Below are 18,800 nucleotides of genomic sequence, written 5' to 3'. Positions count from 1 at the left end.
GCTACGTGGGCCCCGCCCGACGCGCGTCCACCGACTTACCGAATCATCCCTCCGCCACAAGTCGCACCCCGCGCCGGGCACGTCTCGCCCCGGAGGCCGGCCGGATCGGTTCAGGCACCGTCCGCGGGTCGTACCGGCAGCAGCGCGCGCACCTGCCAACCGCCGCCGGGCGCGGGCCCGGTCTCCAGCCGGCCGCCGAACATCGCGACCCGCTCGCCCATGCCGACCAGGCCGTGCCCCATCCCGTCGCCGGGCGCCGCCGCGCCGCGCCCGTCGTCGCCGACGTCCAGCTCGACGTCGTCGCCCAGGTAGCGCAGCCGCACCAGCGCCTTGACGTTCGGGCCGCCGTGTTTGCGGGTGTTGGTCAGGGCCTCCTGGACGATCCGGTACACGGTCAGCGCCACGCCCTGGGACAGCTCGACCGGCACCCCCTGCACGGTCAGGTCGACCGGGAGGCCGGCGCTGCGGACCCGGTCGAGGAGGTCCTCCAGCTGTTCCACGCCCGGTTGCGGGACGTAGGTGTCGGTCTCGGTCTGCGAGCGCAGCACGCCGAGCAGGCGACGCATTTCGGCCAGCGCCTCGCGTCCGGTCGAGGAGATCGTGCCCAGCGCCTCGCGGGTCAGCTCGGGCGCGCTGTCGAGCGCGTAGGCGGCGCCGTCGGCCTGGACCACCATCACCGACACGTTGTGCGCCACCACGTCGTGCAGTTCGCGCGCGATCCGGGCCCGCTCGCCGGCCGCCGCGATCTGCGCCTGCTGGTCCCGCTCGCGCTCCAGTCGATCGGCCCGGTCCTCCAGCTCCATGTAGTAGGCCCGCCGGGTGCGCATGGAATCGCCCAGCACCCAGGCGATCACGAACGGGCCCATCAGCAGCAGCGTGAAGAAGACCACCCCGGTCATCCCCACGTCCGGGTTGTCCCACCAGCGCAGCACCGCCGCGATCGGCGCGAGCACGCCGCCGACCAGCGCGGTACGCGAGGCCCAGCGCGGGCTGTACGCGGCGGCGCTGTAGGCGATCGCGGGCATCGCCAGCGCCTCCAGGCCGGGCGCCACGTCGTCGAAGAGCTGGAAGACCCCGATCACGAGGGTGGCCACCAGCGCGAGGGTGGGATTGCGCCGCCGGATCAGCAGCACCAGCGACATCGCGCCGAGCGCGACCAGGTGCGGTACGTCGGGCGGGCCGGGTTGATCGATGATCACCTCGAACACGCCGAACATGAGCAGCAGCAGCGCCCACGCTCCGTCCACGAGCAGGGGGCGTCTCCGGAGCCAGGCGTACAGGTGATGCACACAGGAAGGGTAGACGGGCACACACGTTCGCCCACACTCCGGACGGATCGCCACGGACCCGACCTCGATCGCACGGCAGCGTCGGCGGGCCGGTACCGTCGAGTGCGATGGAACGATGGCTGACCTGGCAGGAAGCCACCCGTCGGGCGCTGTACGGAGCCGAGGGCTTCTACCGCCGGGCCGAGGGCCCGGCCGGGCATTTCCGGACCTCGGTACACGCCTCCCCGCTGTTCGCCCGGGCGCTGGCGGAGCTCGCGGCGACCTCGGGCCTGGACACCGTGGTGGACGTGGGCGCGGGGCGGGGCGAGTTGTTGATCGCGCTGTACCGGATCGCGCCGCACCTGGCGTCGGTCGGCGTCGACGTCGCCGACCGCCCCGAGGGGTTGCCGCCGTCGATCGGGTGGGGGCCGGAGATCCCGGCCGGCCGGAATGTGCTGCTGGTCGCCAACGAGTGGTTGGACAACATCCCCGTCGACGTGGTCGAAGTGGACGCGCGCGGGGTGGCGCGGGTGGTCGAGGTGGACGTACGCACCGGTCACGAGCGGCTCGGCGCGCCGGTCGGCGGCGAGGACGCGCGCTGGCTGGAGCGCTGGTGGCCGCTGGGGGACGCGCGGCCGGGGCGGCGGGCGGAGATCGGCGCGCCCCGGGACGCGGCGTGGGCGCGGGCGGTCGGGCGGCTGGAGCGGGGGGTCGCGGTCGCGATCGACTACGGGCACGTGGGCGAGGGGCGGCCGCCGTACGGGTCGCTCGCGGGGTATCGGCAGGGCCGCCAGGTGCCTCCGGTGCCGGACGGCACGTGCGACGTGACGTGCCACGTGGCGATGGACGCGGTGGCGGCGGCGGGCGAGGCCGCGGGGGCGGGCGGCACGGTGCTGACCACCCAGCGGCACGCGTTGCGCGCGCTGGGCGTGACCGGGCGGCGCCCGCCCTACGAGCTCGCCCGCACCGACCCGACCGCCTACCTGTCCGCACTCCGCGACGCGGGCGAAGCCGGCGAACTCACCGCCCGAGGCGGCCTCGGCGACTTCCACTGGCTAACCCAAACAGCCCCCACCCCGTAACCCACAGCCGAGCCGGGACGGACCGCGCAAAGGCCGGCCCGAACCGAACAGCACCTGGGGCCAAGCCGGAGCCGAAGGCGAAAACCACACGCGACAGGCAGCCCGCCGACCGACCCGGAGCATGCCCCACGCGCACGAGGCTCGCGCGTGAAACCAAGCCGGGTTGGGGCCGGCAGCGCACGGGCCCGGAGGCACGAACCCAACCCGGCCACGCCCCCACAGTCCAAGCACACCCCACCCGGCCCGGCCGGCATTCGAGGCCACCCCAACCCAACCGACACACGAGCCCGACCCGGCTCGACCGACGTTCGAGGCCCACCCATGGGCGTGCCCACCCAGCCCGGCCGGCGTTTGAGGCCACCCCGGCCCAACCGACACACGAACCCGACCCGACCGCACAAGCCCGCCCTGGCCCGACCGACGTTCGAGACCCGCCCATGGGCGCGCCCATTCAGCCCGGCCGGCGTTTGAGGCCACCCCAGCCCAACCGACACACGAACCCGACCCGACCGCACAAGCCCGCCCCGGCCCGACCGACGTTCGAGACCCGCGCACGGACGCGCCCACCCAGCCCGGCCGGCGTTTGAGGCCACCCCAACCCGACCGACGCACGAACCCGACCCGACCGCACAAGCCCGCCCCGGCCCGGCCGGGGTTCGAGGCCCGCGCACGGACGCGCCCACCCAGCCCGGCCGGCGTTTGAGGCCACCCCGGCCCAACCGACGCACGGGCCCGACCCGACCGCACAAGCCCGGCCGGCGTTCGAGGCCCGTGTCGGGGGCCGGGCCCGCGCCGGGGCGGCTCAGCTCGTGCCGAGCGCGCCCGCCGCGCGGAGTTCGGCGATCTTGGCCTCGTCGTAACCGAGCAGGTCCGCGAGGACGGAGGCGCTGTGCTCGCCCACCGTCGGCGCCCGCTCCGGCACTGGAAGCGTCTCGCCGACGAACTTGATCGGCGACGGCAACTGCTCGCAGCCGAGCCGGTCCTGGCCGATCCACGGGAACCGGTGCCGGAACTGCGGGTCCTCGGCGATCGTCTGCGGCGTGTTAACCGGCGCGATCGGCGTGTTCGCCTCGTTGCCGAACTCGATCCACTCGCGCGCGGTCCGCGTGGCGAAGATGTCCCGGAGGATGCCGCGCAGTTCGACGTTGCCGACCGCGTGGTCCGCGTACTTCGAACCGGGCCAGCGCTCGAACAGGTCGGCCCGGTCCACCGCCTCGCAGAAGTTCTTCCACAACGACTGCTCGGACGCCATGAACAGCACGTGCCGGTCGTCCTTCGTCGCGTAGATCTGGTACCGGACACCCTTCTCCATGCCACCGGTGCCGGGCGCCCGCCGGGCGTAGCCGTCCGACTTGTTCCCAGTCACCTCGGACTCGGGCCGCTCGTACGCCTTCCAGGTCTCGCTGCGCAGCCAGTCCATCGACGCGGCGGCGTCCGACTGGGCGATGTCGATCATGCCGCCCTCACCGGTGGCCCGGGCCCGGATGATGCCCGCGAGCACGCCGAGCGCGCCGAACATCGGACCGGCGTGGATGCCGATCGAGGCGTGCTCGGGCAGGTACGGGAAGCCGTCCTCGTCGATCGCGGGCTTCACCACCCCGGCCCAGGTGTCGTAGGCCACACCGTGGCTGGGCATGTCCCGGTACGGACCGGTGGCGCCGTAGCCGGAGATCGTGCAGAAGACGATCCTCGGGTTGATCTTCCGCAGGTCCTCGAAGCCGATCCCGCGGCGCGCCAGTCCGCCCGGCCGCATCGCCTCGATCACCGCGTCGGCGTCCTTGACCAGGGCCTTGAAGGTCTCGATCGCCTCGGGCTTGCGCAGATCCAGTACCAGCGACTTCTTGCCGCGGTTGACGTGGAGGTGCATCAGCGAGGTGCCCTCCACGATCGGCCACGTCATGTCGCGGATGTAGTCCCCCTGCGGCGGCTCGATCTTGATCACCTCGGCGCCGAGGTCCACCAGCGACGAGGTGATCGCGGCCGGTCCCAGCATCGAACATTCGATGATGCGAACCCCCGCGAGCGGGGCCCCACCCTTCGACTCGACCTGACTCATCGCTGCCTCCCTGCGAATATGACGATGCGTCAGATATTAACCGGCGCCCCCGTCGAGGGAAGAGGCGGAACCTGACGAGCTGTCAGATGCCCCCTGGATCCAGCGTTCCGTGCCCGCTCCACGACGCCCGGTACGCGAGCGTTCGGCCTGTTCCGCGACGATCCGGTCCGCCTCCACCGCGTCCCGTCGGGCCGCTCGCACGTGTACCGGGCCCGGGGTCGAGTCGAGGTGCACCGTGGCCAGGCCCAACCGGCGCTCCCACGGCCCCTGGGTGCGTCGTACGCTCTGCACCTTCGCGTGCGGGATCACATCGAGGATCCGGTGGAAGCGCCCGCTGCGCGCGACGAACACCTCGGCGTCCGCGCCGTAGGCGTAGGCCGACCAGCCCACCGGGTCGTGCCAACGGGCCCGGCGCGGAGCCGGGATCAGCTCGATCGTGTCGATCGCCACACCCGGCAGGATCTGTCCGAGCAGCCCGTGCGCGACCGCGCGCGGCGCCACCGGCAGCAGGATCGTCTCCTTGGCGTCCGTGTCCTTGCCGCCGTAGCCGGCCACGTTGATCTCGACCCGGACCCAGCCGGTCAACCGCCACAACCACGGTTGCACGATCCGCACCGCCTGGACCCGACCGGGCGGCACGGTCTGATGCCGCTGTTCCAGCAACCCGTGCCGCAGCCGCAACCCGTCCGGCGAGCGCGCCACGGTGAAGTCGAAGTTGCGGATCACCCGGCCCGCGGTGAACTGCCACGCGGCCAAAAACAGCGGCAACGTCCCGAACACGAAGGCGAGTTCGTGCAGCACGAAGGCCAACACCAGGATCGCCACGCTCGGCGCCAACGCGGCCCACGTGCCCACCGACAGCAGTACCGAGCCGACCACCGCCGACAGCGGCACCGCCACCAGCGGTTGCTCGGGCGCCTCCCCCACGTCCGGCCGCACCCCGGCGGCACGCGCGAGCAGTTCGGCCCGCAACCGCTGCGCGTCGGCCTCGCCCAGGTAGGACAGACTCGCCTCGGCCTTGTCCCCGCCCGCCACCTGCAACTGCAACTCCGCCAACCCGAACAGTCGGGCCACCAGCGGACGCACCACGTCGACCGCCTGGAGCCGGGACAGCCGCACGTGCCGGGTCCGGCGGAACACCATCCCGGAATCGATCCGCAGGTCGTCGCCCTCGATCCGGAACGTGGTGAACCACCACGACAGATACCCGTAGGCGAACGCGAGCGGCACCAGCACGCCGAGCCCGATGATCAGCCGACTCGGGGTCGCCCAACCGGAGTTGACGTTGTGCACCACCACGCCGAGGCAGGCCGCGACGACCACCCAGCCGCGCGCGGGCGGGGTCAGCGGGTGCAGCCGACGCGGCTCGACCGTGGGCGCGCCCGACCGATCGCCCGACTGCTCGACCGACGGCTCCACCGGTCGCTCGCCGCCGGTCACAGCCCCGCCGATCGGGCCTCGCCCAGCGCCGCGAGCCGGTCGCGCAACCGCGCGGCCTCGGTCGGCGGCAGGCCGCGCACCCGTGCGTCGGAGGAGGCCGACGCGGTGTGCAGGGTCACCGTGGCGATCCCGAAGTGCCGCTCCAGCGGACCCGCCGCGACGTCCACGAACTGCATCCGCCCGTACGGCACCACCACCAGCCTGCGCAGCAGCACGCCGTGTTCGATCAGGAGGTCGTCGGCCCGCTCCGCGTAGCGCCACGAGCGCTGGTTGCGCCGGATCAGCGGGAGCGCCCAGGCCCCGAAGCCGGCCACGCCCAGCACGAACACCGCGCCCGCCCACCACACGACCAGCCACCCGAGCAGGCCGCCGCCGAGTATCGCGAACAGGATGCAGACGCCGAACAGCAGCGCCCGACGCATCCGGTACAGCTGTTCCGAAACGGAACGCCAGTCGAGGTCGGGGGGCGCCAGGGCGTCGTCGGCCGGTTTCATAGGGGCAACCTTCCCAGGTGGGCACACAAGGGTGCGAAGGAGGCCGTGACTACTGGCAGACTCAGGGTCCATGACCGCCAGGACCGTGGGCGTGGGTATCGGCGCCGACCAGCTCGACACGACCGACATGGTGCTCAACATCGGGCCCCAGCACCCCTCCACGCACGGCGTGCTGAGGTTGCGACTCGTGCTCGACGGCGAGCGGATCGTCTCCGCCGAACCGATCGTCGGCTACATGCACCGGGGCGCGGAGAAGTTGTTCGAGGTTCGCGACTACCGGCAGATCGTGATGCTCGCCAACCGGCACGACTGGTTGAGCGCGTTCGCGAACGAGCTGGGCGTGGTGCTCGCGGTGGAGCGCATGCTCGGCATGGAGGTGCCGCGGCGCGCGGTGTGGGCGCGGACCCTGCTCGCCGAGCTGAACCGGGTGCTCAACCACCTGATGTTCCTCGGCTCGTATCCGCTGGAGCTGGGCGCGATCACCCCGATCTTCCACGCGTTCCGCGAGCGCGAGGAGATCCAGGCGGTGATGGAGGAGATCTCCGGCGGTCGTATGCACTTCATGTTCAACCGGGTCGGCGGCCTCAAGGAGGACCTGCCGGCGGGCTGGACCGGGCGGGTGCGGCACGCGGTGGCGACCGTGCGCACCCGACTGGCCCGGCTCGACGACCTGGTCTCCGACAACGAGATCTTCCGCGCCCGCACCCGGGGCGTGGGCGTACTGACCCCCGCCGTGGTGGCGGCGTACGGGGTCAGCGGGCCGATCGCGCGTGCCTCGGGGGTCGACTTCGACCTGCGCCGGGACGAGCCGTACCTGGCCTACGGCGAGCTGACCGACGTACTGCGCGTGGTCACCCGTGAGGAGGGCGACTGCCTGGCCCGCTTCGAGTGCCTGCTGGAGCAGGTACACGTGAGCCTGGACCTCGCCGACGCGTGTTGCGACCGGCTCGACGACCTCCCGCAGGGGCCGGTGAACCTGCGGCTGCCGAAGGTGCTCAAGGCGCCCGAGGGTCATACGTACGCGTGGACCGAGAACCCGCTCGGCCTGAACGGCTACTACCTGGTGTCCCGGGGCGAGAAGACCCCGTGGCGGCTCAAGCTGCGCTCGGCGTCGTACAACAACGTGCAGGTGCTCGGCGAGGTGCTGCCGGGCTGCCTGATCGCGGACATGGTGGCGATCCTGGGCTCGCTGTTCTTCGTCGTCGGCGACATCGACAAGTAGGCGACCCGATCCACCGGACGCGCCGCGCCCTAGGCGTGCTTGCGGATGTCGATCCTGGGGATTTCCTCGGTGTCGTCGTGCGCGGTGAGGTCCACCGGGAGCGGCTTGGGCCGCGCGGCGCCGGAGCGGGCCCGGCCGGGCTCGGTGGGGGCGAAGCGCACCCCCTGGCCTCGGTGCGCCGGTGCGGGCTGTGCGGCCGGGGTCTCGGCCTCGGCGGGCACCGGGTCGGCGATCCGGTCGGCCTCGATGTCGTCGGCCACCGGGTCCGCCGGGGCGTCGGCCTCGGGCGCGACGTCGGCCGGCTCGACCCGGTCCGCGTGCGGGCGGCCGGCGATGAGCGCGTCGTAGCGCGCGTCGGAGCCGAACAATTCGTCGGTGAGGAAGCCGGTGGCCTCGGGCTCGGCCAGGGGCGCGCGCGGCGCGAAGAAGTCGAACCGACCGGACGCACCGGCGCCGGCCACCCGACGGGTCACCTCGAGCACCTTGTCCCGCACCATCCGGGTCACCTCGGCGGTCTCGGCGGCGACGGGCACGCTCTCCACCGCGGCTTCGGTCGCGGCGGGTACATCCGCGGGGTCCCCGGCCGGCGCCTCGGCGACCCGCGGTTCCGCGACGGGCGCCGCCGCCTCGGGCCGCTCGGCGGCGCGAACGGCCTCGGTGTAGCGGGTGAGCTCGGTGGGCGGCGCGATCGGCGCCGCGGGACGCGCGGCCGCACCGGCCGGCGCGTCGGCCTCGACCGACACGGTCTCGGACACGGCCCCGGACCCGAGCACGGTCGCGGACTCGGGCACGCGCGCACTCCCGGGCGCCGGCGTCGACGCGGTCGTGGGCGCGGACGCGGTGCCCGCCCGGGACAGACCGGCCGCCTGCGGCGCGGAACCCGGCTCCGCCATCGCCCGCACGCCCGCCGCGGGCGCGGCGCGCCGCTCGTCGCCCCGCACCGCCTCGTTCGCGGCCGCCTCGACCGCGGCCGCCGGCGCGACCGGAGGCCGTGCGCCCGACCGCGCACCCGGGCCGAACACCGAGGCGGCGTAGGCCCGAACCAGGTCCGGCGAGGACACCGGAGGCCGCCGCACGGCCGGCACGATGGACGGCGCCGTGGGCCGGTCCCCGCCGCCGCGGCGGTCCAGCAGATCGAGCACGGCCGAGGCCCGCGCGAACAGATCGGGGGTCAACTGCTGCGGACGCGAGGTCAGATGCTCGGCGGCCACGTCCAGAACCAGCCCGTGTTCCTCGGCCCGCTCGACGGCCGACCGCAGTTCCTCGGCCATGCGCTCGCGCTCGCGACGCCGCGCGATGCTCTCCTCGGCCAGGCGCCGCTGGTGCGCGGTACTCCCGCGAACCACCCACGCGACCGCGCCGACGGCGGACGACACACCGAGCAGCACGGCGATTCGAAGGGTGTTCGCACCCCCCGCGACGACCGCCAACACGACGGCGACCAGCGCCGGTGCGCATATGGCGGCAAGCAGGGATATGCGTGTGGCGGTCGAGACCGAGCGATGGCGTCCACGGGGCATATGGAGACGTTAGCGCGCACACGGTGTTCGGCTCGGTGCGGGGGCTGTCGCCGGCGCGTGTCGTTTTCCGCCCTCGGTACGGGCGACTGCGCAGGGGGTGGCCCCGAACGCCGGCCGGCCATCCGCAAGTCCGGCCGGCGTCGGGGGATTTGCCGGTGTCGAGGCTTTACCGAAAAATCAGATCAGGTTCTTCGACTTCAGGTATGCCTTCGCCACATCGGCCGCCTTCTTGCGGTCCTCGTCGACCTGCTTGTTCAACGCGGTCAGGTCCTCGGTGGTGAGCACCGGGGCGAGCTTGTTCACCAGCGGCAGGATCTTGTCCGCCTTGCCCGAGTTGACCACCGGAAGCACGTTGTCGGCGTTCTGCAGCTTCTTGTCGTCGGCGAGCACCACGAGGCCGAACTGATCCAGGGTGGCGTCGGTGGAGGTGGTCAGGACCAGCTGGTCGCTGCCGTTCTTGACCGCCTGCTTGGCGGCGGTGGTACCGACGCCGAGCGGGTCCACGCCGGAGACCTTGATGCCGTACGTCTTCTCCAGGCCCGGTGCGCAGAACGGCCGCGTCTTGCACTCCTCGCCCGCCGCGATCTTCACCTCGACGCCGGCCCTGCCCAGGTCCGACAGGGTCTTGAGGTTGTACTTCGCGGCGAAGTCCTTGGTCACCGCGAACGCGTTCTGGTCCACCGCCTGCGAGGGTTCGCCGCTCTTGAGTCCGGCCGGAGCCGCGAGCGTGTTCAACGCGGCGACGGTGGCCGTCACATCGGGCGAGGCGACCGGCGCCGCGTCGGGGCCGTTCTTCTTGCGATTCAGGAATTCCGCCATGGTCGCCGCGTATTCCGGCACGACCGCGATCTTGCCCTTCTCCAGCTCGGGTTCGTAGAGCTCACGGTTCTTCACCGTTTTGACGCTCGCCTTCACCCCGCCCTTGTCGAGCAGCTGTTTGTACATCTGCGCCAGGACCTCGGACTCGGTGAAGCCGGCCGAACCGACCACCGTCTTGTCGTCGTCCGAGGACGAACACCCCGTCGCGCCCACCAGGAAGACCAGCGAGAGTCCCGCCGCCAGACCGACCGTCATACCCGTTCCACCACGCCGCTTCGGCATGCGATGCACCGCCCTTTCCGTTCTCACGAGGTCACACCGCCACGCGGTGTCCGGGCCGTGAACCGCTGCACGAGCGCGAACAGGCCCTCCACCACCAGAGCCAACGCGGCCACGAGGAAGGCCCCCGCGACTACTTGACCGTTGTCCTGCAGGTCGAAACCGGCCGTGACGATGCGCCCGAGACCGCCCCCCGCGACCAGTGCCGCGAGTGTTGCCGTGGCAACAACCTGAACGGCACACGTACGAATTCCCGTCATGATCAACGGAAGTGCGAGCGGGAGCTCGACGCGGAACAACATCTGCCCGCCGGTCATGCCCATGCCGCGCGACGCCTCGACCACGTCCCGGTCCACTCCGCGCATGCCGACGTAGGCGTTGGTGAGCACCGGCGGGATCGCGAACAGCACCAGCGCGATGATCGTCGCGGTGTCGCCCATGCCGATCGGACTGAGCCCGAGCAGCACGAGCACCGCGAACGTGGGGACGGCCCGGCCGATGTTCGAGATGTTGATCGCGAGCGCGCCACCCCGGCCCAGATGGCCCAGCCACAGCGCGATCGGCAACGCGATGGCGACCGAGATCAGCACGCACACCACGGTCAGCACGACGTGTTCGGAGAGCCGGTTCCACACCCCGCTCTCGCCGCTCCAGTTCGCGCCGTCGGCCAACCAGTCCCAGGCGTCTCCCAGTACGGTCACGCCGCCGCCCCCGCTCGTGTGTCCACCTCGGCGGTCGGCGCGGACACGAACGGCAACCGCCGCTTGCGGCCGCCCGCCCGCTCCCACGGCGTCAACAACCGCTGTACGCCCAGCAACAGCAGGTCGGCCACGATCGCCAGCGCCACGCACAACACCGACGCGGTGAGCACCTGTGCCTTGAACAGCGTGTCGATGCCCGAGTAGATGAGATTGCCGAGGCCGCCGGAGCCGACGATCGCGCCGACCGTGGTGAGCGCGACCGTGGACACCGTGGCGACCCGCACGCCCGCCATGATCGCGGGCAGCGCGAGCGGCAGTTCGACCTGGAAGAGCAGTCGTCCCGGCCCGTAGCCCATCCCCTTCGCCGCCTCGACCACGTCGGGCGGCACCGCCCGCAGACCGGCCAACATGTTCCGGACCAGGATGGTCAGCGAATACAGCACCAGACCGATGATCACGGTGGTCTCGGTCAACCCGGTGAACGGCTGCAGAATCGCGAACATCGCCAGCGAGGGGATCGTGTACAAAATCGTGGTGGAGCCGAGCAGCACGCTGCCGGCCGGGCGCCACCGCCGGGCCGCGAGGGCCATCGGGAACGCGACGAGAACACCGATCACCACCGAGACGACGGTCAGATAGACGTGTTCGCGCAACGCCGTGGTGATTTCCCCGGAGTACTCGTCGAAGTACTTCCCGCAGACCCACGAGTTGCGCTTCAGGCAGTCACCGGAGGCCACAATCACGGGCGGACAGTACCCCGGCGCTCCGACACGCATGCCCGTGACGGCGGACACACCCGGTGTGCCGGCAAGGGTGCCCGGGTACGTTGCCTCCCCTGGGGGCCGGGAAACACTCGGGTCTCCGGACACCTGCCACGACCGCCTGCCACGCCCCCGGAGGGCCCCATGATCCGGCTGGACCGCGTCACCAAGCGGTACCCCGACGGCACCGACGCGGTGGCGGACCTGTCCCTGGACGTCGCCACGGGCGAGCTGGTCACCCTGGTCGGCCCGTCCGGCTGCGGCAAGACCACCACGATGAAGATGGTCAACCGGCTGATCGAGCCCACGTCCGGGCGGATCTTCCTGGACGACGAGGACATCACCCGGGCCGACCCGGTCAAGCTGCGCCGGCGGATGGGCTACGTGATCCAGTCCGGTGGCCTGTTCCCGCACCGCACCGTGCTGGAGAACACCGTCACCGTGCCGAGCCTGCTGGGTTGGGACCGGAGGAAGGCCAAGGCGCGCGGCGTCGAACTCCTGGAGCTGGTCGGCCTGGACCCGGCCAAACTCGGCGACCGCTACCCGCACCAGCTCTCCGGCGGCCAGCGCCAGCGGGTCGGCGTGGCCCGCGCGCTCGCGGCCGACCCGCCGGTGCTGCTGATGGACGAGCCGTTCGGCGCGGTGGACCCGGTGGTACGCGAGCACCTGCAGACCGAGTTCCTGCGCCTCCAGCAGGAGTTGCGCAAGACGATCCTGTTCGTCACCCACGACATCGAGGAGGCGGTCCGGCTCGGCGACCGGATGGCGGTGTTCTCGATGGGCGGTCGGATCGAGCAGTTCGACACGCCCTCCAGCGTGCTCGGCGCGCCCGCCAACGACTACGTCGCCGATTTCGTCGGCGCCGACCGCGGGCTCAAGCGGTTGTCGGTGACCGAGATCACCCCCGACGACCTCGAACTCCCGCCGATCGTGCGCCTGGACGACCCGATGCCGGAGGCGCTGGCGAAGTTGCGCGCGGCCGGCTCGCGCTGGGCGGTGGTGCTCGACGACGCGGGCGATCTGCACGGCTGGGTGGACGACCGGGTGGGCACCGGCACGGTGCGCGACCGGGCCCGGCGGATGGAGGCGTGGGTGCCCGTGCACGCCTCGCTCAAGCAGGCGTTCGGCGAGATGTTGCAGCACGACGCCGGCTGGGTCGCGGTGGTGGACGGCGACCGGTTCGTCGGCGTGCTGACCCCGGCACGGCTGCACGAGGCGCTGCGGCGGTCGATCGGCGCCGAGGAGCGGGACATCCCGCCGGCCGACGTCGTCCTGGACACCATCGAGGGGTGAGCCGGCCGGCGGCCCACCGCCTACCGGATGGTGGGTACCGGCCCCCGATTCACTTGTCCTCGGGATCCTCGGGCACGCGCAGTATGCGCTCCAGGAACAGACACCCGCCGACCAGGAGCACGCCCGCGCCCACCGCGAACGCGCACCGCTGGGCCTGTGCGGAGCGCTCGGTGACCTCCAGGAAGTGCGAGAGGTAGAGCGCGTAGCCGCCGTACACGCCCACCACCAGGGCGCCGACGAGCGAGCCCGCCTTGGCGAAGACCACCGCGCGCGCGGCGACCAGCGGGTCCACCGCGCGCGCGTTCGGGCGCCGCTCGCGCTGCGCCTTCAACCGCGAGCGCAGCGACAACGCGGTGGCCAGCGCGACCGCGGCCAGGCACAACAGCACGATGGGCGCCAGGATCGGGACCACGGGCGGTGTCCCGCGCGAGTCCCACAGGTCGATTCCGGCATACGCGATGCCGCCCGCCCCCAGCGCGAGGGCGAGCAGGACGAGCGGGCGCGTGGGCTTCATCGGTCTGCGGTCAGCTCCAGATCGTCACGGCGGTGCACGCCGGCCGGGCCCACCCGCGCGAGCAGGTCGGCGATCGGGCCGTGGCCCGGCAGTTCCGCCTCGGGGTCGATGTCGTACCAGGGCGCGAGCACGAACGAACGCTCGTGCGCGCGCGGATGCGGCAGGGTCAGCCGCGGGTCGTCCCGGGTCACGTGCTCGAACCAGATCACGTCCACGTCGAGTGTGCGCGGCCCCCAGCGCTCGACCCGGACCCGCTGGAACGCCTCCTCGATCGAGTTGGCGCGCTCCAGGATCAGATCCGGGGTGAGCAGCGTGCGCACCTCGACCACCGCGTTGAAGTAGGTGCCCTGCTCGGGACCGCCCACCGGGTCGGTCTCGTAGACCGGGGACACCCGCTGCAGGGTCACCCCGGGGGTGTCGGCGATCTCGTCGATCGCGCCCTGCAGGGTCTCGAGCCGGTTACCCAGGTTGCTGCCGAGCGCGAGCACGACCCGGCTCCAGGACAGCCGCGCGCGCTGCGCGGTGGTCTCGGCGGGGTGCTCCGGGGCGGGCTCGCGCGGGGTCCGGGCGGCGGAGGTGTCGGTCATCGGTCACGTCCTCGCACGATGGTCACCGTCACGTCGTCGAACGGGACGGTGATCGGGGCGTCGGGCTTGTGCACGATCACTTCCACCTCCTGCACCAGCGGGCGGGCCAGGCACACGTCGGCGATCCGCTGGGCCAGCGTCTCGATCAGGTCCACGGCGTCGCCCTGGACCACGCCGACCACGTCCTCGGCGACCTCGCCGTAGTGGACCGTGAGGGTGAGGTCGTCGGACTGCGCGGCCGGCCGGGTGTCCACCCCGAGCACGACGTCGACCACGAACGTCTGGCCCTCTTCGCGTTCCTTCGCGAACACTCCATGGTTGCCGCGGGCCTTCAGCCCCCGCAGCGAGACGCGGTCCAGCATCAGTCGCCTCCTCGGCGCGTATCCCATCACTGCGCACCCCGAACGGTCGGTCGCCCTTCCGGTCGAGGGGCGGTCGCGCCGACGGCCGGACCACCTCTGTGCGGTACGAATGTACCCAGCGGTCCCGACAGGTTCCGTCGTCCGGGTGCCTCGAACGCACCCGAACGACACCTCGAAGCGGTCGGGATCGGTCAGATCTCCTCTTCGGCGTCGACCTCCGCCATCACCGGGGACGCGTGGTGCAGCCACAACCGCCAGCCCGCTGGAGTGCGTCGGAAGACGTTGGTGACCACGGCACGGCCCCCGGCGAAACCCGTCTCGTCGCCGCCGTCCTCCTCGGCCATCCCGGTCAACATGTTGGCCGTGCAGGACAACACCGCGACCTCGCCGGCCAACTTGACCTCGACGTCGGTCAGGAAGAACTGCACGTACGCGGTATTGGCCATGATCAGCGCGTAGGAGCGCAGGATCTCCGCGCGTCCGTGCAGCGCGGGCCAGCCCGGATGCACACAGGTCACGCTCGGCGCGTCGGCGCCGTCGGCCCAGATCGCGCCGAGGGCGTCGATGTCGCCCTCCTCGACGGCCGTCCACAGCGCGAGGTTGACCTCGCGTACCGCGTCCGCCTCGGGCGACGTCTGGTCGTCGATCGGGTTCATCGGGCCTCCTGCCAGGCAGCCGCCACCTTGACCGCGTCGAGCGAAGCGGGCACCTCGTGCACACGGACGGCCCACGCGCCCGCGGCGGCGGCCAGCGCGGAGACCGCGGCCGTCGCGTCGTCGCGCCCGCGGGGCGGGCGCAGTGTGCCATCCTCGGCGGCGAGCAGCCGACCGAGGAAGGTCTTGCGGGACGCGGCCACGAGCAGCGGACGACCGAGGTCGTGCAGCGCGTCCAGGTGGGCGAGCAGTGGCCAGTTGTGTTCGGCCGTCTTGGCGAAGCCCAGGCCGGGGTCGAGCACGATCGCGTCGGGGTGGACCCCGGCCGAGACCACCTTGTCCATGCGCTCGGCGAGTTCGGCGCGCACCTCGGCGACCACGTCGGAGTAGACCGCGTGCTCCTGCATCCCGCGCGAGTGGCCGCGCCAGTGCATGACCACGACAGGCACTTCGCTCTCGGCCACGTAGGCGGCCATCGCCGGGTCCGCGAGCCCGCCGCTGACGTCGTTGACCAGCCGGGCACCGGCCGTCACCGCCGCGCTCGCCACCTCGACCCGGGTGGTGTCCACGCTGACCACCGCGCCGGCCGCGGCCAACTCGCGCACCACCGGCACGACCCGACGCAGTTCCTCGTCGGCGTCCACCCGACCGGCCCCCGGGCGGGTCGACTCGCCGCCCACGTCGATCAGGTCGGCCCCCTGTTCGATCAACGTGAGCCCGCGCGTGATCGCGGCCTTCGCGTCGAACCAGAGACCGCCGTCGGAGAACGAATCGGGGGTCACATTGACCACACCCATGACCGCGCACCGGCCGAACTCGGGCAGGCCGCGCACCCTCGGCGGGCGGTCGGGAGCCCGATGGCGCGGGCCGGTCGTCGCTGTCATGGGGAACAGAGTAGGGGTTGACCGGGCACTGCCCGGTCAACCCCCGACTACTGCGTCGCGACTTGTTATCGGCACCTCGTCGGCTCGCGACCGTGTGCCCTCGGGTCGCTACCGGCTCAGGATCAGGCTCATCGCCTCGGCCCGGGTGGCCGCGTTCAACAACTGGCCGCGTACGGCCGAGGTGAGCGTGCGCGCACCCGGCTTGCGTATGCCGCGCATGGTCATGCACAGGTGCTCGCACTCGACCACCACGATCACCCCGCGCGGGCGCAGGATGTTCACCAGCGCGTCGGCGATCTGCGTGGTCAGCCGCTCCTGCACCTGCGGCCGCTTGGCGTAGACGTCGACCAGGCGGGCCAGCTTGGACAGGCCGGTGATCTGGCCGTCCTCCGACGGGATGTAGCCCACGTGGGCGACGCCGTGGAAGGTGACCAGGTGGTGCTCGCAGGTGCTGTAGACCTCGATGTCCTTGACCAGGACCAGCTCGTCGTGGCCGAGGTCGAAGGTCGTGGTCAACACGTCCTCCGGCTCCTGCCGGAGTCCCGCGAAGATCTCCCGGTACGACCTGGCCACCCGCGCCGGGGTGTCCTTGAGGCCCTCGCGGTCGGGGTTCTCCCCGACCGCGAGCAGCAGCTCCCGAACCGCGCGCTCGGCGCGATCCTGGTCGAACTCACCCACGGCGGGGCTGCCGTCGAAGGTGACCGGGTCGATCGTCACGTTCAGTTCTCCGGAGAATCGGACGGCGGTTCGGGGTGCGCTACCGCCCCACCGGACCCCGTCGTGGTGCCCGTCGCAGAGGTCGCGCCGCCGTTGAGAATCCCATTGTCGCTGCCGCCGCCGGAGAGCGTGAGCTCGCGGGGCGTCATCACGGGGGGACGGCTGGACGGCTGACGCCGACTGGAGCCGGTCCACGCCGGGCGCGCCGGACGCTTGGTGACCGGTGCGAAGATCTCGGCGACCTGGGCCTTGTCCAGGGTCTCCTTCTCCAACAGCTCCAGCACCAGGTTGTCCAGCACGTCGCGGTTCTCGACGAGGATCTCCCACGCTTCGTTGTGGGCGGTCTCGATGAACCGCTTGACCTCTTCGTCGACGATAGCCGCGACCTCTTCGGAGTAGTCGCGCTGGTGACCCATTTCACGACCCAGGAAGGGCTCGGCACCGTCGTTGCCGAACTTGATCGCGCCCAGCCGCTCGGTCATGCCGTACTGGGTCACCATCGAGCGGGCCAGGCCGGTGGCCTTCTCGATGTCGTCCGATGCGCCGGTGGTCGGGTCGTGGAAGACCAGCTCCTCCGCCGCGCGCCCGCCCAGCATGTAGGCGAGCTGGTCGAGCATCTCGTTGCGGGTGGTGGAGTACTTGTCCTCTTCCGGCAGGACCATGGTGTAGCCGAGCGCCCGGCCCCGGGACAGGATGGTGATCTTGTGCACCGGGTCGGTGTTCGGCAGCGCGTGGGCCACCAGGGCGTGGCCGCCCTCGTGGTACGCGGTGATCTTCTTTTCCTTGTCGCTCATGATCCGGGTGCGCTTCTGCGGCCCGGCCACGACGCGGTCGATCGCCTCGTCCATCGCCAACGCGTCGATCAGCTTGGCGTCGGAGCGGGCGGTGAGCAGCGCCGCCTCGTTGAGCACGTTGGCCAGGTCGGCACCCGTGAAGCCGGGGGTGCGCCGGGCGACGGCCTTGAGGTCGATGTCCTCGGTGACCGGCTTGCCCTTGGCGTGCACCTTGAGGATGTCCCAGCGGCCCTGCATGTCGGGGCGGTCGACCGCGATCTGCCGGTCGAAGCGGCCCGGGCGCAGCAGCGCGGGGTCCAGGATGTCGGGCCGGTTGGTCGCGGCGATCAGGATCACGCCGCCCTTGACGTCGAAGCCGTCCATCTCGACGAGCAGCTGGTTGAGCGTCTGCTCGCGTTCGTCGTGGCCGCCGCCCATGCCCGCGCCGCGGTGTCGACCGACCGCGTCGATCTCGTCGACGAAGACGATCGCCGGCGCGTTGGCCTTGGCCTGCTCGAAGAGGTCGCGCACCCGGGAGGCACCGACACCGACGAACATCTCGACGAAGTCGGAACCGGAGATCGAGTAGAACGGCACACCCGCCTCACCCGCGACCGCGCGGGCGAGCAGGGTCTTGCCGGTTCCGGGCGGGCCGTAGAGCAGCACGCCCTTGGGGATCTTCGCGCCGACCGCCTGGAACTTGGCGGGCTCCTGGAGGAACTCCTTGATCTCGTGCAGTTCCTCGACCGCCTCGTCGGCACCCGCCACGTCGGCGAAGGTCGTCTTCGGCGTGTCCTTGGAGATCAGCTTGGCCTTGGACTTCCCGAAGTTCATCACTCGGGAGCCGCCGCCCTGCATCTGATTCATCAGGAACAGGAAGACCACGACGATGAGCACGAACGGCAGCAGGGAGAACAGGATGCTGACGATCGTGCTCTGCTTGCTGAGCTTGACCGTGTACGAGTCCTGGATCTTGCCCTGCTCGTACTTCGACTGGAGCAGGCGCTGGATCTCCACGCCCTGCTCGTCGATGTAGGAGGTCTTGATCTTATTGTGCTTGTCGATCTTCACCCCGGGGATCAGGGTGAGCTCGAGTGACTGATCGTTGCCGCCGATGAGCTTGGCTGACTTGACCTGGTCGTTCTGGATCGCCTGGATCGCCTTGCCGGTGTCGACACCCTTGAAGCCGCTCGAAGAGGAGACGAGCTGCATCAGGAGGATCACAGCAATGACGGCCAGCGCGATCCACATGACCGGCCCGCGGAAATAGCGCTTGACGTCCATCGATGCGGGGCAGCAGACGCCCCGTCCCTCCTGCCGACTTTTGACCCGGGCGCCTCATGGCCCCCGGGTACGTTGCCTGTCCGGTATCGCC

General features: G+C 71.5%; 18 protein-coding genes. 3 read left to right on the top strand and 15 right to left on the bottom strand.

Annotation, left to right across the window (positions count from 1 at the left end; genetic code table 11):
• Positions 1 to 110 precede the first annotated feature (110 nt).
• A complete protein-coding gene (locus EMA17_RS24410; protein ID WP_126639244.1) occupies positions 111 to 1,289 on the bottom strand; it encodes a sensor histidine kinase in 1,179 nt (392 codons plus the stop codon).
• A gap of 107 nt (positions 1,290 to 1,396) precedes the next feature.
• Here EMA17_RS24410 and EMA17_RS24405 point away from each other — a divergent pair, with 107 nt between their 5' ends.
• Complete coding sequence (locus tag EMA17_RS24405) at positions 1,397 to 2,350, top strand: SAM-dependent methyltransferase (RefSeq protein WP_126639243.1); 954 nt, start codon at positions 1,397 to 1,399, stop codon at positions 2,348 to 2,350.
• A gap of 802 nt (positions 2,351 to 3,152) precedes the next feature.
• Here EMA17_RS24405 and EMA17_RS24400 read toward each other — a convergent pair.
• From EMA17_RS24400 to EMA17_RS24390, 3 genes are read right to left on the bottom strand one after another with little or no spacing between them, the layout of a single operon-like run.
• Positions 3,153 to 4,406: a CaiB/BaiF CoA transferase family protein gene (locus EMA17_RS24400; RefSeq protein ID WP_126639242.1), complete on the bottom strand. Its 1,254-nt coding sequence runs from the start codon at positions 4,404 to 4,406 to the stop codon at positions 3,153 to 3,155.
• Between the two features lie 36 nt (positions 4,407 to 4,442).
• Positions 4,443 to 5,846 carry a PH domain-containing protein gene (locus tag EMA17_RS24395; RefSeq protein ID WP_246126864.1) on the bottom strand — a complete coding sequence of 468 codons (1,404 nt, stop codon included), beginning with the start codon at positions 5,844 to 5,846 and terminating at the stop codon, positions 4,443 to 4,445.
• Positions 5,843 to 6,340: a PH domain-containing protein gene (locus tag EMA17_RS24390; RefSeq protein ID WP_126639241.1), complete on the bottom strand. Its 498-nt coding sequence runs from the start codon at positions 6,338 to 6,340 to the stop codon at positions 5,843 to 5,845. The genes EMA17_RS24395 and EMA17_RS24390 overlap by 4 nt, the downstream gene beginning before the upstream one ends.
• A gap of 70 nt (positions 6,341 to 6,410) precedes the next feature.
• On the opposite strand from EMA17_RS24390, the gene EMA17_RS24385 reads away from it, so the two are divergent.
• The gene (locus EMA17_RS24385; RefSeq protein WP_126639240.1) at positions 6,411 to 7,562 is read left to right on the top strand and encodes an NADH-quinone oxidoreductase subunit D; all 1,152 of its coding nucleotides are present in this window, start codon (positions 6,411 to 6,413) and stop codon (positions 7,560 to 7,562) included.
• Between the two features lie 29 nt (positions 7,563 to 7,591).
• Here EMA17_RS24385 and EMA17_RS51950 read toward each other — a convergent pair whose 3' ends face one another.
• The 4 genes from EMA17_RS51950 to EMA17_RS24365 all read right to left on the bottom strand — a co-directional run bounded on the left by EMA17_RS51950 (position 7,592) and on the right by EMA17_RS24365 (position 11,618).
• On the bottom strand, positions 7,592 to 9,082 hold the full coding sequence (locus EMA17_RS51950; RefSeq protein ID WP_160161535.1) for a hypothetical protein: 1,491 nt from the start codon (positions 9,080 to 9,082) through the stop codon (positions 7,592 to 7,594).
• A gap of 177 nt (positions 9,083 to 9,259) precedes the next feature.
• Positions 9,260 to 10,156 (bottom strand): ABC transporter substrate-binding protein, encoded by an 897-nt coding sequence (locus tag EMA17_RS24375; protein ID WP_126639239.1) that lies wholly within the window; start codon positions 10,154 to 10,156, stop codon positions 9,260 to 9,262.
• A 50-nt stretch (positions 10,157 to 10,206) separates the two neighbouring features.
• Positions 10,207 to 10,881 (bottom strand): ABC transporter permease, encoded by a 675-nt coding sequence (locus EMA17_RS24370; RefSeq protein WP_126639238.1) that lies wholly within the window; start codon positions 10,879 to 10,881, stop codon positions 10,207 to 10,209.
• On the bottom strand, positions 10,878 to 11,618 hold the full coding sequence (locus tag EMA17_RS24365; protein WP_126639376.1) for an ABC transporter permease: 741 nt from the start codon (positions 11,616 to 11,618) through the stop codon (positions 10,878 to 10,880). Before EMA17_RS24365 ends, EMA17_RS24370 begins: the two co-directional genes overlap by 4 nt.
• 168 nt (positions 11,619 to 11,786) lie before the next feature.
• Between EMA17_RS24365 and EMA17_RS24360 the strand changes: the two genes are divergently transcribed.
• A complete protein-coding gene (locus EMA17_RS24360; protein ID WP_126639237.1) occupies positions 11,787 to 12,935 on the top strand; it encodes an ABC transporter ATP-binding protein in 1,149 nt (382 codons plus the stop codon).
• 49 nt (positions 12,936 to 12,984) lie between these two features.
• On the opposite strand, the gene EMA17_RS24355 is transcribed toward EMA17_RS24360, so the two are convergent.
• From EMA17_RS24355 to ftsH, 7 genes are all read right to left on the bottom strand, one after another.
• A complete protein-coding gene (locus EMA17_RS24355) occupies positions 12,985 to 13,449 on the bottom strand; it encodes a DUF3180 domain-containing protein (RefSeq protein ID WP_126639236.1) in 465 nt (154 codons plus the stop codon).
• The gene (gene folK / locus EMA17_RS24350; RefSeq protein ID WP_126639235.1) at positions 13,446 to 14,036 is read right to left on the bottom strand and encodes a 2-amino-4-hydroxy-6-hydroxymethyldihydropteridine diphosphokinase; all 591 of its coding nucleotides are present in this window, start codon (positions 14,034 to 14,036) and stop codon (positions 13,446 to 13,448) included. The genes EMA17_RS24355 and folK overlap by 4 nt, the downstream gene beginning before the upstream one ends.
• Complete coding sequence (folB, locus tag EMA17_RS24345; protein ID WP_126639375.1) at positions 14,033 to 14,395, bottom strand: dihydroneopterin aldolase; 363 nt, start codon at positions 14,393 to 14,395, stop codon at positions 14,033 to 14,035. The genes folK and folB overlap by 4 nt, the downstream gene beginning before the upstream one ends.
• A 194-nt stretch (positions 14,396 to 14,589) precedes the next feature.
• Complete coding sequence (locus tag EMA17_RS24340) at positions 14,590 to 15,054, bottom strand: nuclear transport factor 2 family protein (protein WP_078976561.1); 465 nt, start codon at positions 15,052 to 15,054, stop codon at positions 14,590 to 14,592.
• On the bottom strand, positions 15,051 to 15,935 hold the full coding sequence (folP, locus tag EMA17_RS24335) for a dihydropteroate synthase (protein ID WP_126639234.1): 885 nt from the start codon (positions 15,933 to 15,935) through the stop codon (positions 15,051 to 15,053). The genes EMA17_RS24340 and folP overlap by 4 nt, the downstream gene beginning before the upstream one ends.
• 108 nt (positions 15,936 to 16,043) lie before the next feature.
• Positions 16,044 to 16,652 (bottom strand): GTP cyclohydrolase I FolE, encoded by a 609-nt coding sequence (gene folE / locus EMA17_RS24330; protein ID WP_170222230.1) that lies wholly within the window; start codon positions 16,650 to 16,652, stop codon positions 16,044 to 16,046.
• Positions 16,653 to 16,654: 2 nt separating this feature from the next.
• Positions 16,655 to 18,709, bottom strand: coding sequence for an ATP-dependent zinc metalloprotease FtsH (gene ftsH, locus EMA17_RS24325; RefSeq protein WP_218043004.1), 2,055 nt, complete (start codon positions 18,707 to 18,709; stop codon positions 16,655 to 16,657).
• Positions 18,710 to 18,800: the final 91 nt, after the last annotated feature.

This window comes from Embleya hyalina, assembly GCF_003967355.1.
GTDB lineage: Bacteria > Actinomycetota > Actinomycetes > Streptomycetales > Streptomycetaceae > Embleya > Embleya hyalina.
Note: the sequence above shows the minus strand (reverse complement) of the source record. Positions and strands in the feature narration are given on the sequence as shown.

What these genes read in the sequence shown, in the direction of transcription:
- EMA17_RS24400 (WP_126639242.1), bottom strand. Translation starts at nt 4,406, where the DNA reads ATGAGTCAGGTCGAGTCGAAGGGTGGGGCCCCGCTCGCGGGGGTTCGC.
- folK (WP_126639235.1), bottom strand. Translation starts at nt 14,036, where the DNA reads ATGACCGACACCTCCGCCGCCCGGACCCCGCGCGAGCCCGCCCCGGAG.
- folP (WP_126639234.1), bottom strand. Translation starts at nt 15,935, where the DNA reads ATGACAGCGACGACCGGCCCGCGCCATCGGGCTCCCGACCGCCCGCCG.
- EMA17_RS24385 (WP_126639240.1), top strand. Translation starts at nt 6,411, where the DNA reads ATGACCGCCAGGACCGTGGGCGTGGGTATCGGCGCCGACCAGCTCGAC.
- EMA17_RS24360 (WP_126639237.1), top strand. Translation starts at nt 11,787, where the DNA reads ATGATCCGGCTGGACCGCGTCACCAAGCGGTACCCCGACGGCACCGAC.
- EMA17_RS24355 (WP_126639236.1), bottom strand. Translation starts at nt 13,449, where the DNA reads ATGAAGCCCACGCGCCCGCTCGTCCTGCTCGCCCTCGCGCTGGGGGCG.
- ftsH (WP_218043004.1), bottom strand. Translation starts at nt 18,709, where the DNA reads ATGGACGTCAAGCGCTATTTCCGCGGGCCGGTCATGTGGATCGCGCTG.
- EMA17_RS51950 (WP_160161535.1), bottom strand. Translation starts at nt 9,082, where the DNA reads ATGCCCCGTGGACGCCATCGCTCGGTCTCGACCGCCACACGCATATCC.
- EMA17_RS24390 (WP_126639241.1), bottom strand. Translation starts at nt 6,340, where the DNA reads ATGAAACCGGCCGACGACGCCCTGGCGCCCCCCGACCTCGACTGGCGT.
- EMA17_RS24340 (WP_078976561.1), bottom strand. Translation starts at nt 15,054, where the DNA reads ATGAACCCGATCGACGACCAGACGTCGCCCGAGGCGGACGCGGTACGC.
- EMA17_RS24375 (WP_126639239.1), bottom strand. Translation starts at nt 10,156, where the DNA reads ATGACGGTCGGTCTGGCGGCGGGACTCTCGCTGGTCTTCCTGGTGGGC.
- EMA17_RS24405 (WP_126639243.1), top strand. Translation starts at nt 1,397, where the DNA reads ATGGAACGATGGCTGACCTGGCAGGAAGCCACCCGTCGGGCGCTGTAC.